The organism is Roseburia sp. AM23-20 (genome assembly GCF_003470905.1).
GTDB lineage: Bacteria > Bacillota > Clostridia > Lachnospirales > Lachnospiraceae > Roseburia > Roseburia rectibacter.
In genome coordinates this window covers 34,693-48,280 of the sequence record NZ_QRHS01000025.1, presented here as the reverse complement: position 1 = coordinate 48,280, position 13,588 = coordinate 34,693, and the positions used below count along the sequence as shown (strand labels likewise).

Here is a 13,588-nt window from a genome sequence, read left to right as displayed (position 1 = left end):
TTAGTCTGCCTGTCCGTAACACAGTGTTGTGCTGCCATGGACGGCAGCACAAGTCTTAATGCCCCCGGACGGGGCGTTTAAGACGCACACGTCACTCCGCCACAACCTATACCAGGCAGCCTTAGATTGACTTATTTTCGGACAACGGAAACAAAACAGTCCCGGCTTGATGCAATTTGCCACTCACAAAACTCCACCCCCCTTCGCCGGGGAACTCATAGCCCAACAAACCAATATTTATCAGGTATTTCATGATATAATTTAAGACAAAAAATGAGCGAAGAAAGAAACAATCTCTTCGCTCATTTTTATTGATAGAACTTAATTTAACTCTTACGCAAAATGGTATACTGAAACCATTATTTTGCACCAAACAGATATACACCGCGCTCTGTCACACGGATTTCCGGGATCACCGTAAGTGCCATAAAAGAAAGCGTAATAAACGGATCGATCTCCTCGGAAATGCCAAGTTTCTTCGCTTTCTCTAACATATCTGCCACTTTTTCGGTAATCTCATCACAGGACTTCTCACTCATCAGACCACAGATTGGAAGCGGAAGCACATCTACTACTTTTCCGCCGGAGACAATGACATAGCCGCCCTGATTTTCTTCCACACATTTGATGGCTGCAAGGATATCTTCATCATTATCACCTGCAACGATCAGATTGTGGGAATCGTGTGCAACGGATGTTGCCACTGCACCGCCCTTGACGCCAAATCCTTTGAGTGGAGCAACACCGATCTCACCGGTCTTACCGTGACGTTCCACTACACAGATCTTATTGTAAACTCCATCCGGTTTGAAATAACCGTTTTCCGTTGGAACTTCCTCTATAAGATGTGTCGTCACAATCTGATGCGGGTTCATCTGTATCACATCTGTTTTTCCATCACAGGAAAGTCTGATCTTGTCTTTGGTGACTTCTCCCACATGAACCGTATGAAGCAGCTCATCCGGAACAGGCACGGAATAATCTTTTGCATAATCTTCCTCTGTTAAAATACGCCCGTCTTTCATGACATCAAGCGGTCTGACCTGCTCTAAATCATCTAAAAATACGATATCTGCACGATAACCGGCACCGATCGCACCATAGTTTTTCAATCCATAAAACTCTGCTGCCTGGTAACTTCCCATCTTATATGCCTTTGCGACTGGCACTCCAAGTGCGATTGCTTTACGGATGCAGGTACTGATGTGTCCTTCTTTGCGGATTTCCTCAACATGTTTGTCATCCGTACAGAATGCACAACGGTCTAAACATACCCCAGCATCCAGCATTGTTTTGATCAGTGTCTCTAAATTCTTTGCTCCACTTCCCTCGCGCACATAGATATGCAGTCCGGCACGAAGTTTATCAAGTACTTCCTCAGCAGTCGAACATTCATGATCATTTTCCACGCCGGCAAGACGGTATGCCTGAACTTCTTTTCCATGGATTCCAGGCGCATGTCCATCAATATGTTTCTTGGCAAAAAGCTCCAGCTTATCTGCCATTCTCTTTTCGCCTTCACAGCACTCCAAAAAGCGCATTGTCTCGCCAAGTCCGAGCACCCTTGCGTTATCCACATATTTCATCATATCAGAGGCAAGGAATTCACCGCAGCCGTTGGTCTCCACATCCGTTGCTGGAACTGCGGAAGGTACCATGAAAAATACATTTACCAGAAGTTTTGCGGCACATTTCAGGAAATAATCCATTCCCTTTGTTCCGCTGACATTCACAATTTCATGCGGATCAGCAATGATCGTTGTTGTGCCTGCCTTTGCAAGAACCTTTGCAAGTTCTCCCGGCGCTGCCATACAGGATTCAATATGCATATGTGCATCAATAAATCCCGGCACCAGATATCTGCCAGTGCAGTCGATTTCTTTTTCTCCCTCGTATTCACCAACACCTACGATCGTGTCACCACAGATTGCAACATCCGCCTTTAACACTTCCTCCGTAAAAACATTCAGCACATTTCCGTTTTTTAATACGAGATCAGCTTTTTGGCGTCCATTTGCACAGTCCAGCTTTCTTTTTCTCTCTAACATACGCTTCCTCTTTTCGTTATATATTGATAATAATTATGAAAACAACTTTTTAAAGAAATCCCCTACTGAAGAAAATACCGACTTAAAAAATCCACCGACAACCGCTGCTATACCACCAGAAGAACTACTGTCCCCATTTTTAAACGAATTGTACAAGGATTCTGCATAATCCACCAGTCCATTCAGATCGATCCCCAGTGAATTGATCTTCTTTACCAGATCTACGATCTGCTGACGTTCATCATCCGATAAAGTCACACCATATTTTTCACAGGCCTCATCGATTGCTCCATTGATTCCCTCATCATCTGTCAGATCATCTTTAGCGATCAATGCCTTGATATATGCAATAAATTCTTCTACTTCTGCATCCGAAACACCTTTTAAGGACTCTTCTAACTGTCCGGTAAGCACAAGTTCATTGAGTGCTGTATCAACTACCGAATCACTGATCTCTTTTCCTGTCATCTCCTGATATGCTTTTAAGACACCTACTAATGCTGCCGTTCCTGAGATCGGAGTCGGTCCTGCAACAATGATATCTGCATCGGTCACCCCTGCCGTAGTCAGTGCATTTTTATACATACCAACCGTACAATAGTTAATATTTGTCGTAGAAATGTTAAGTCCGCTCCCCTTATCTCTCTGCACGATCACAACGGAAGATAACGATCTTGTTCCAATCTGTGAGGATGAGATATAGGAATCTAAATACTGATGTTCCTCTGCATTTGTCACATAAACCACATCATAATCTGACAGATTTGCCGCATCAATTCCCATAATGGAAAGGATCGTCGCTCTCTGTGAATCATTAAGATCTGCCCCTAATGCAAGGTATGGTTTATCACTGGCTTTGATCGTGACATTATCGCTGTCTCCGTTCTGGACGATCGTTCCGCTGATATTCTGAGAATTATCTGTCTGTGATGCCTGATCCGGTGTACTGTTTCCATCCTGCTGTGGCGCCTGATCCGATGTGCTGTTTCCATCCTGCTTGGCACCTGAATCTGTATCATCATCTACATATTGAATCGTGCCTTCAATATTACTGCTGTCTGTATTTTCCTCCGACGTTTCAGCAGGACTTTCCGTATCACTCTGCTCCGCTGCCACTAAAACTTCTGTCTGTGACGCCTGCACTGCCACACCGGAAGAAACTGGCATTGTTGCTGCAAGTATCATACATAACATTTTAACTGCTTTTTTGTTTCTCATAATAAAAATCTCCATTTCTGCATGTAAAAAATATCCACACTACTACTCAAGTCTGACACTCATCCATGCACAGATATCCGCATAGACCTGATCGCGGTCTGTCTCATTTAATATCTCATGGCGGTCTGTCTCATACAAACGGTATGTCAGGTCATCCACACCTGCCTCTTTAAACATATGGTAAACCTTTTTTACCCCTTCACCGAGATCTCCAACCGGATCATCTGCCCCGGAAACCATGAAAACCGGCAGATCTTTTGGCACTTTTTTTATATTTTCCATCTGATTGTCAAAATATACCGCTTCCATCAGCCCCAGATAACCATTTAAAGTAAAGACAAATGTACAGCGCGGATCGCTGTAATATTTTTTTACATGCTCTGTGTCCTTTGTCAGCCAGCTGTTGGTATAATCTTTTCCATAAAGGTCAAATTTGTGGTATGGTTTGCTGTAGGAAAGTTTCTGCATCAGTCTGCTTCTATAATTCCATCCACGGAAACGAGCCATAACCCTGCACAGTGTCATGCCAAACTTCGTTGTGCCATCCGGCACACACCCGGTTCCCATAATGATCGCACCGCTTAAATTTTCACCATGCAGACACAGGTATTTCCGCAGCATATAAGATCCCATACTGTGTCCCATCATAAAATATGGCACACCCGGATTTTCGCCCTGAACTGCCATACGGAGTCTATGCATATCCGCAACTAATGTATCACTCGGATTTTCTGCAAAATATCCCCATTCCGTCTCATCTTTTACCGACGCACCATGCCCTAAATGATCATGACCTACAACCATAAACCCACGTTCTGTCAGATACTCTGCAAACTCATGATATCTTTCAATATATTCGATCATACCGTGTGTGATCTGTAAAATTGCCTTATACTTTCCATCCTCCGGCATCCATTTTACTGCATGGATCTTTGTCGTTCCATTCGCAGATAAATATGTCATCTGTTCTTCTTTTGCCATATAAATTTCCCATCCTTTACAAATTACTTCGTATCCAAAAGTTCCTTGTATTCATCACAGATCTTTTCCAGTTCATCCTCAGCAGATTTCTTTGCATTGATTTCTTCACGCAATGCTGCAATCTGTGTTTTCGCCTCATCCCCAAGTTTTAAGAAATCTTCTCCTGCCTGTTTTATAAAATCCGCTGCCGGCATTACATTGCCTGACATATGTTCCCTTAATGATGTCTGTCCATTTTCGTATATGGAAAGCTTCTGTGCACTGTCACTGTACAGTTTCATTACCATCGACGCAATACTTCCCTGCATCTCATTGATCTGTGCAGCCTGTTCTTTGATCTCTTTCTGTGCCTCAGTTACAGCACTGATCTGTTCCGTTAATGTCTGTAATTCCGTTTCATAGCGCAGTGCCACATTTTTGATCTCCTCTGCCGCATGAAGAAACTTCTCTCCATCTTCTCCCATTCTCGCTGCTTCGATCGCCGCATTTAACGCAAGCACACTCATATTTTTAGCGTCATTCTCCAGTTCTGTCGTCACATCACCAAGTCCATCCTGCGCTTTCTCTGCACGGTAGAGATTTTCTTCTAACTGCGCACACGGTTCTTTTAATGCCTTATGCTGTTCAAATACTTCTTTAATCTTTTCATTCTGCTCTGCAACCTGCCCAAGAAAAATAGAATGATTTGCCTCAAAAGATTCCACCGCATTATGTACTTCAACAAATGTACTGTACAGTTCCTTTCCCATCTTGTGGCTTTCCTGTGCCAGTTCTTCCACACATTCAATCTTTTCCCCAAGGACATCGATATTTTCTTCCATCTGCACGCGGGATGCCGTCATCTGCACAGAATGTTCTTTTAGTTCTTCACTGTATTCTGAGATACCTTTCTTTATGGTATAAAGTTCATCCTGCAGTGCCTTCTCTTTCTTTCCACCAAACATATATGTCCTCCATTTACTGATAATTCTTTATCACGATCTGTATACTTTCATTTCCCTGATACCGGTTTACCTCCGGATAATATACCACAGACATCCGGATCGCATTTGTCCTGCCCGAAAATGCCTGCTGCACTTCGCTTTCTCCATATTTTTTACTATAATATTCCCGGAATCCATCCACATCTCCGAAATAAACAGCAGATATGGAAATTCCCCGTTCCGTTCTGAGTGTAAGTTTTAATACATTCTGATTTTTTCCGACTACCACTGCACGGTCAATGCCAAGATTTTTATCTGCAAACTGTGGTTTTACATTTGCTTTCCCAAATGGCTCTAACAATGAAAGTTCATTGACCAGTGGAATATCAGGATAATCGACGGGCATTGGAATATCTATTTTTATCTTAGGAATAAAATCTTCTTCTGTCAACCCACAGCATGCGTTTATTTTTTCCCGGAAAATCTCTACATTTGCTTCCGGCAGGGAAAGTCCCGCCGCCATCGGATGTCCGCCAAACTTCGTAAATAGTTCCTGGCATTTACACAACTCCTCATACATGGAATACGCTTCGATCGAACGCCCGGAACCTTTGACACCATCTTCACTCTTTGTCAGAACAAAGGTTGGTTTATGGTATGCCTCCCGGATTCTTCCCGCAATGATACCTGCAAGGCTTTCATGCACGTCCGGCAGATAGACAACTACGACTTTCTTACCTGTATTGCCCTCTTCCACCTGCTGCACGGCAAGTTCTACCCCCTCTGCCGTCATATCTTTTCTCTGTGCATTCAGGTCTACCAGCTCCGCCGCGATCTCAGATGCTTTTTTCACATCTTCCTGTAAAAAGAGATTTAATGCAATTTTTGCAGTTTCTAATCGTCCACTGGCATTGATGCACGGTCCTAATACAAATCCAAAATGATAAGAACTGATCTGTTCCGGCTCTAGTTTATTCTGTAAGATCAATGCACGCATTCCCGGATTTGTGGTCGTATGGATCCGCTTTAATCCTTCCCTTACCAGAATACGGTTTTCATCCGTCAGATCCATAACATCTCCGACTGTCGCAAATGCCACATTTTCCAGGAAAACATATGCTTCTTCCGCTGCAAGACCACATTTTTCATAGAGAATCTGTATCACTTTCCACGCAACTGCGGCACCGCAGAGATTTTTGTACGGATAGTTACATTCTTTCTGCTTGGGATTTACAATGGCATCTGCCTTGCTTCTTTTATAATGGCGTTCTCCATTTTCCTCTGTGTACGGTATTTCATGATGATCTGTGACAAGCACCGTCATTCCAAGACTTTTTGCATGTGCGATCTCATCTATCGCAGCAATCCCATTATCGCAGGTAATGATCGTATCGACCTCTGCATCATATGCCTGCCCGATCAGATGATCATTGATTCCATAACCATCTTTCATCCGGTCCGGTATCTGAAAATCTGCCTTACCTCCACAGTGCGTGATCCCTTTGTACAAAATATAGGTAGACATTACCCCGTCAATATCATAGTCACCTATGATCCTGATCTTTTTTCCTTCCCGGATCTTCTGCATAAGTATATCCGTCAGTCTGTCTGAATCGAAAAGTAAATGCGGATCGTACAGTTCCCCGATCCCGCCTTTTAAATATCTTGCGATTGCCTCATCCCCCATAACCTCACGATTGCGGATCAGTCTCGCTGTGACCGGACTTATCCCAAAACGCTTTGCGATCCCTGCAAAATCAGCGCCTTTATTAATTACAAACCATTTTTCCATATTATTTTACAGCACATTATCTGCACTGCGACAACTCCTTTTCTTGATAGACAACTTCAATCAGTGTCAGTCCGCATGCCGGTACCGTATATCCGGCAGCTTCCCTGTTCTTTGCCTCTAAAATCTCTGATATATCTTCCGGCTCTCTTCTGCCATCCCCGATCTCAATCAGTGTGCCTGTCAAGATACGCACCATATTCTGTAAAAATCCATTTCCGGTATAATAAATCTGTATTTCTCCCGGCAATTCTTTAATCTGTATCTGAAAGATCGTCCGTACCGTTGATTTTTTCATTTTTTTGTTACCGCAGAAAGACTTAAAATCATGTGTTCCACACAGATATTCTGCTGCCTTTCTCATCCGTTTTACATCAAGCGGTTCCTTATAATCATACACATATCTGCGTTCAAATACCTCCGGTATTTTCCCTGTATGAATCCGGTAAAGATACGTCTTTTCCAGTGCCTGGTATCTGCTGTGGAAACGTTCATCCACCCTCTTTACCTCGCAGACTGCAATATCTTCCGGCAGGTACTGATTCAGATATGATAAAATCTTCTCCTCGTCCCATTCTTCTTTCAGATGAAAGTTCGCCGTCTGGCCTTTTGCATGCACACCCGCATCTGTCCTTCCTGAACCGGTAACTTCCACCTGATATCCTGCCATTTTACTTAAAACATCCTGTAGTTTTCCCTGTATCGTAAGCTCTGACGGCAGCACCTGCCACCCACGGTAGCGTGTTCCGTCATACTGTAAGATCATTTTATAATTTGCCATATATTTTTATTACCTTATATTTTTCTTAAGATGTACTCCCGAAAAAAATACTGCCACAGATATTCTTCCTGTGGCAGTTCTTATTATTTTTAAATTTCGAATTGTTCCATCAACTGCACCATGGTCTGTACCTGTGCTGACTGTTCCTCACTGACTGCTGCTGTTTCTTCGGAAGAAGCTGAGTTATTATCTACGATCTGCGCTACCCCTGAAATGCTCTCATCGATCTTTCTCACACTCTCTGCTTCCATCTGAAGCGCCTCTGCCATCTGGATCATCTTGTCTGTTGAAACTTTTGCACCTTCCACAACTTCATTTGAGTTTGCTTCCTAATGAACTTTATTATACATCCGTTTCCGTGAATTGACAAACTATAAAACTGTATTTCCCATATACAATGTTGTTCTATTTATCATACCAGAATTTCAATTCACTTTCAGCCGGCTGTATCATATAATAGAAAGAATGAATCTGTGAGGTTTTTCATGTCAGATATTGCCTATACACAAAATAATATTGATGCAGGTGAATTAAAAATCCATGTTACGGCAAGAGGAAGTAACCGTCCCATCCCGGATGCCCGCGTGTCGATCTCCTATTCCGGTGATCCGGACAGTGTCGTTGAGGAGGTGAATACAGATGCATCCGGTATGTCCGAACAAATTACGCTTCGTACGCCTCCGCTTGAATACTCAATGGAGCCAGGCGAAAACCAGCCATTCTCGCAGTATAGTATTCAGGTCAATGCTGAAGGATTCCGCCCATTTACTGTGTCGGGAATTGAACTGTTTTCGGAGCAGTTGTCGCTTCAGGAAGTACGAATGGATGAGGCGGATACACCGGGGAACCCGATAGACACGATCGTGATCCCTGTCAATACTCTCTGGGGCGATTTTCCTCCGAAAATTGCAGAATCCGAGATCAAGCCCATCTCCGAGACTGGCGAGATCGTTCTTAGCAGAGTCGTGGTACCGGAATATGTTGTAGTACATGACGGTCCTCCAAATGATACGACCGCCCGTGATTACTATGTACGTTATAAGGATTACATTAAAAATGTGGCATCCAGTGAAATTTATTCTACCTGGCCGGATGCGACTCTTCGCGCAAATATCCTTGCGATCATGTCCTTTACCTTAAACCGTGTATATACGGAGTGGTACCGAAACAAAGGCTACAGTTTCACGATCACCTCCTCTACCGCCTACGACCAGAAATTCACTTACGGCAGGAACATTTTCCAGAGTATTTCCGATATCGTTGATGAGATGTTCCAGAATTTTTTGTCCAGACCAAATGTCAGACAGCCGATCTTAACGCAGTACTGTGACGGGGAACGTGTAACCTGTAGCAACTGGCTGAGTCAGTGGGGCAGCAAATTCTTAGGTGACCAGAACTATGAAACGATTGAGATACTGCGCTATTATTATGGTAACAACATGTACATCAACACCGCAGAAGAAGTATCCGGTATTCCGGCTTCCTGGCCAAGGGTAGACCTTACGATCGGTTCTACTGGTGAAAAAGTACGCCAGATTCAGGAAGAACTCGCACGGATTTCAAGATCTTATCCGGCTATTCCAACTGTAACACCAGATGGGATCTATGGTCCTGCCACAAGGGAAGCTGTGGAAACTTTTCAGCGTGTCTTTGGTCTGCCTGTCACCGGTGTCATCGACTACCGTACGTGGTATAAGATTTCCGAAATTTACGTGGCAGTATCACGGATTGCAGAACTGGTTTAAATGTAACCGGGGCTGTCACGCAACATATGGTGTGACAGCCCCGGTCTTACTTACATAATTGAATTATGATTTATTTATTTTTATGCTCAGATACGCGGTCTTTTTCCCTTTCCCGGACACTTTTCCACATATCTTTTTATTTTTCTTCTCTTATTCCACAGTTACTACTTTCGCTAAGTTTCTTGGCTTATCAACATCAAATCCCTTGTCGGAAGAAACATAATAAGCAAGTAACTGCAATGCCACGGATGCAGGCATTACCATAAATTCATCCTGCATATCCGGCAGATGGAAGGTATCATATGCACGATCAATATCTTTTGCAAGACTTTCTTTGATAAAAAGCACGATATCCGCACCTCTTGATCTGACCTCTTTGATATTTGACAATTCCTTTGACATCAGTTTTTCCTGTGTCACTGCTGCAACGACCGGCGTATCCTGCGTGATAAGCGCGATCGGTCCATGTTTCAGCTCGCCGGAAGCATATGCCTCAGAGTGAATATAAGATACCTCTTTTAACTTTAAGGATCCTTCCAGTAAAATAGAGTAATCAAGTCCACGACCGATCATAAACAGATCTTTTGCTTCTAATACTTTATTGGCAAGTTTATGGATATCCTGACGTCCCTCTAATACCTTTTTCATGACATCCGGTATACGCTGCAGTTCACGTACAAAGCTCTGTGTCTCTTCCTGTGAAAAAACACCGCGAAGCACTGCCATTTTTGCCACGATCAGATAAAATACAGCAAGCTGTGTCGTATATGCTTTCGTACTTGCAACAGCGATCTCCGGTCCTGCATTTGTATAGAGCACATAGTCGCTCTCACGGGCAATGGAAGATCCTTTTACATTAATAATGGATAAACATTTTGCTCCACGTTTTTTTGCATATTTGACTGCCTCTAACGTATCGATCGTCTCACCGGACTGTGAAACTGCGATGACCAATGATTTTTCGTCGATGACAGGATCAGAATACATAAACTCGGAGGCCATATCCACATCAATGTGCATATGAAGAATCGATTTTACAAGTGCCTGAGCCACAAGACCTGCATGCATTGCTGTACCGCACGCAATGATATTAACACGCTCACACTGTGTAAAGATCTCATCCGGCACACCGTCTGCCGTAAAATCCGGCATTCCGCTTGTAATACGGTTTGCGATCGTACGCTCGATCGCATCCGGCTGTTCCATGATCTCTTTTTCCATATAAAACGGATAGCCGTTCTTTCCGGCATTGTTAAGTTCCCAGTCGACTTCAAGATAGTCCGGCTCAACCGGATTTCCATTAAAATCTTTCAGACTGACCGCATCCTTTGTAAGTTTTAAAATATGATACTCTGGAACTACAAAATAACGGTTTGTAAAACGGCAGAGTGCTGTCAGATCAGAAGCAAGCATAGCTCCCTCTTTACAGAATGTTGCAACGATCGGACTGACATTTCTAGTAGAATAAATCTCACCCTGATGATCTTCAAATAAGATAACCAGAGCAAATGTTCCTTTTAACTTGGATACTGTCTTTTTGATTGCTTCGTCTGGATCACCGGTATAAAACTTATTTAAAAGTGCTGCCACAACTTCACTGTCTGTCTCTGATTTTAAAACACTTTCTAACTCATAGTCCGCGATCAGTTCTCTGTAATTTTCAATAATACCATTGTGTACTAAAGTTACTTTTCCAACCTGATGCGGATGTGCATTGGTGTCATTAACACCTCCGTGTGTTGCCCATCTGGTGTGACCGATTCCACACTCTGTGATAATTTTCTCCGACTCACAGATGGTTCTTAAATCTTTCACTCTTCCTGCACATTTATAAACTTTCGTCTGTTTTGCGTCAGTATCTGCCACTGCGATTCCCGCACTGTCATAGCCACGGTACTCAAGGAGCTCTAACGCATCCAGTAATACGCCTTTTACATCTTCACTGCCTGTATAACCAATAATTCCACACATAAATTTTCCTCTTTTCTATTATAAACACATCCGTGTTATTTGTTATTTCCTCCCTTATACCGTATTTGTTTTGCAGTCACCTGCATATTTGCCGGTATATCTCGCACTGGGAATGTACGGGAGAGCATCCGCCGAATCTTCGATCACTCTCCTCCTCGTTAACCTGCCCTTATCAATCTCAGATGTTTTTATCAGATTTCAAACATTTTTCTGCAGGTACATGGCGCTTCTGGGAAAACAACAGTCTACACACTTGCCGTGTAAAATCTGTTGTTCTATTTATGTGTCCGGTATACGGGTGCAAAGACCGCGTATCTGAACATAAAACAATTTTTATTCAATTTTCAAGGTTCAACATGCTTTACTATACTATGATATGAAAAAAATGTCTAGTGTTTCCATCCAAAGACGACACTATCTCCATTTTCATCCGTGCATCGATTTCCAGACCGCTTCTCCATTTGGAACATACTGGCAGAATGAATCCACCATAATACTGCGGAATGGACGCACTGCCTCCTCCAGTCCAAATGCTGCCGGGTAATCTTTCGTCACAAGATCGATATCTTTCGCAATCTTTTCCGCCACTGCAGCATCTTTTATCGGAACGATCCCAAACAAAGTCGAACAATATGCCCTGCTCCCGGTACAGGAAGCAAGATAAGTATATGCAAAATTTTTCCACTCTTCCTCAAGTACATATCCACAGGCATCCTCTCTGTCGGGTTCCTTCTCCACATTTTTTGTTTCCTCCATCTGGATACCCAACTGCGAAAAATACCCGCAGAGTTCTTTTTTCTGTCTTTTTTTCTGAAAAAAGGATACACCTCCTGCCCCCGTCGCCTGGATCATCATCCATGCGTGCAAAAAATGATCCGCACGTTTTTCCGCCTGCTTCTCACCAAAACGTTTTTTTAAAACCAGAAGACGTTTTTCATCTCCGGCAGGATCTAACTTCTGCTCTATTGCAAGTTTTAAGATCCGCTCACGCTCATTAATGTCTTCGATCTCATAATAATGCGCAGGCCACTCCGAAAGATAATCTGTTTTTTCATTCTGCGTCGTCATTTATTCCGTATCTCCTTCCATGTACAGATCCACATCATCATATGTCACTCTCGCATAAGGCAGACGTATATATTTTCCGTCGATCAGATCAAGATCCGACAGATCCCCTCCGGTTGAAAGCCCGTAAGCAAGGTTTAACATCGCACTTGCCTGACCTTCCTTATCATTATAGACTGTTCCGATCATCTCTTTATTTTTGACTGCCTCAAGTCCTACATCTGTTCCATCGATTCCAATAACCGCCGGCCATTCATCCTTTGTAAGATCAGATGCTTTCAGTGCATCGATCGCACCTAACGCCATATCGTCATTATTGGCAATGACAAGTTCTATGCTATCCCCGAACTGTGACATAAGCTGTGCCATCTTTGTCTGCGCCTGTGCACGGTTCCAGTTTGCGATCGCATATCCTAATTTTTCCACTTCCACACCACTGTCAATCATCGTACTGACTGAATACTCCGTACGGACGATCGCATCCTGGTGACCTGCTTCCCCCTCTAACACGACATATTGAAAGACTCCGTCTCCATTTTTATCAAATGAATCATCTGTCAGGAATGCCGCTGCCGCAAGTTCTCCCTGTATGATCCCGGATTCAAACGCCTGCGCTCCGACATAATATAGTCTTGACCAGCGTTCTAAGTCCTCCTCTACCAGCTCACGGTTGAAAAAAATGACCGGAATATCATTTTTTTCTGCAAGATCAATGATCGCTGTCGGATCTGTTCTGTCCACCAGGTTGACACATATCACATCACATCCTTCTGTAACCATGTTTTCTACCTGACTGTTTTGTGTTGACTGGCTGGCTGCGGCATTATAAGTATCTATGTTAATCGAGATGCCCGTCTCCTCTTCCTTTTTCGTTGCATAATCATTAAAATCTTTCATCATTTCTGACACAAATGTATCATATTGATCATAAACAGAAATCCCGATCTTAATGCTCTTTTTGGCATCTTCTCTGCCACCACAGCCACAAATGACCATGCTTCCTGCTAAAATTCCACCAATAATAACTGTTATTTTTTTATATCTTTTTATTTTCTTCAAGGATATTT

The 13,588-nt window shown here is 43.1% G+C and carries 11 protein-coding genes; 1 reads left to right on the top strand and 10 read right to left on the bottom strand.

Going from position 1 to position 13,588, the window contains the following annotated elements:
* Window positions 1–359: 359 nt before the first annotated feature.
* From ade to DW650_RS15915, 7 genes are all read right to left on the bottom strand, one after another.
* On the bottom strand, window positions 360–2,048 hold the full coding sequence (ade, locus tag DW650_RS15945) for an adenine deaminase (protein ID WP_118210499.1): 1,689 nt from the start codon (window positions 2,046–2,048) through the stop codon (window positions 360–362).
* 33 nt (window positions 2,049–2,081) lie between these two features.
* Window positions 2,082–3,266, bottom strand: coding sequence for a DUF1002 domain-containing protein (locus DW650_RS15940; protein ID WP_118210498.1), 1,185 nt, complete (start codon window positions 3,264–3,266; stop codon window positions 2,082–2,084).
* Window positions 3,267–3,308: 42 nt separating this feature from the next.
* Complete coding sequence (locus DW650_RS15935) at window positions 3,309–4,247, bottom strand: alpha/beta fold hydrolase (protein WP_117922032.1); 939 nt, start codon at window positions 4,245–4,247, stop codon at window positions 3,309–3,311.
* A 23-nt stretch (window positions 4,248–4,270) separates the two neighbouring features.
* On the bottom strand, window positions 4,271–5,191 hold the full coding sequence (locus tag DW650_RS15930; RefSeq protein WP_118210497.1) for a methyl-accepting chemotaxis protein: 921 nt from the start codon (window positions 5,189–5,191) through the stop codon (window positions 4,271–4,273).
* 13 nt (window positions 5,192–5,204) lie between these two features.
* Window positions 5,205–6,962: a single-stranded-DNA-specific exonuclease RecJ gene (gene recJ / locus DW650_RS15925; RefSeq protein WP_118210496.1), complete on the bottom strand. Its 1,758-nt coding sequence runs from the start codon at window positions 6,960–6,962 to the stop codon at window positions 5,205–5,207.
* A 16-nt stretch (window positions 6,963–6,978) separates the two neighbouring features.
* Entirely contained in the window at window positions 6,979–7,740 is a 762-nt protein-coding gene (truA, locus tag DW650_RS15920; protein WP_118210495.1) for a tRNA pseudouridine(38-40) synthase TruA, read from the bottom strand.
* A gap of 89 nt (window positions 7,741–7,829) precedes the next feature.
* Window positions 7,830–8,048: a hypothetical protein gene (locus tag DW650_RS15915; protein ID WP_117922028.1), complete on the bottom strand. Its 219-nt coding sequence runs from the start codon at window positions 8,046–8,048 to the stop codon at window positions 7,830–7,832.
* Between the two features lie 177 nt (window positions 8,049–8,225).
* Between DW650_RS15915 and DW650_RS15910 the strand changes: the two genes are divergently transcribed.
* Complete coding sequence (locus DW650_RS15910; RefSeq protein WP_118210494.1) at window positions 8,226–9,485, top strand: peptidoglycan-binding protein; 1,260 nt, start codon at window positions 8,226–8,228, stop codon at window positions 9,483–9,485.
* Between the two features lie 150 nt (window positions 9,486–9,635).
* Here DW650_RS15910 and glmS read toward each other — a convergent pair whose 3' ends face one another.
* The 3 genes from glmS to DW650_RS15895 all read right to left on the bottom strand — a co-directional run bounded on the left by glmS (window position 9,636) and on the right by DW650_RS15895 (window position 13,580).
* The gene (gene glmS / locus DW650_RS15905; protein WP_118210493.1) at window positions 9,636–11,456 is read right to left on the bottom strand and encodes a glutamine--fructose-6-phosphate transaminase (isomerizing); all 1,821 of its coding nucleotides are present in this window, start codon (window positions 11,454–11,456) and stop codon (window positions 9,636–9,638) included.
* A gap of 426 nt (window positions 11,457–11,882) precedes the next feature.
* Window positions 11,883–12,524 (bottom strand): DUF6553 family protein, encoded by a 642-nt coding sequence (locus tag DW650_RS15900; protein ID WP_118210492.1) that lies wholly within the window; start codon window positions 12,522–12,524, stop codon window positions 11,883–11,885.
* A complete protein-coding gene (locus DW650_RS15895) occupies window positions 12,525–13,580 on the bottom strand; it encodes a galactose ABC transporter substrate-binding protein (protein ID WP_330414672.1) in 1,056 nt (351 codons plus the stop codon). It abuts the gene before it with no gap.
* Window positions 13,581–13,588 lie beyond the last annotated feature (8 nt).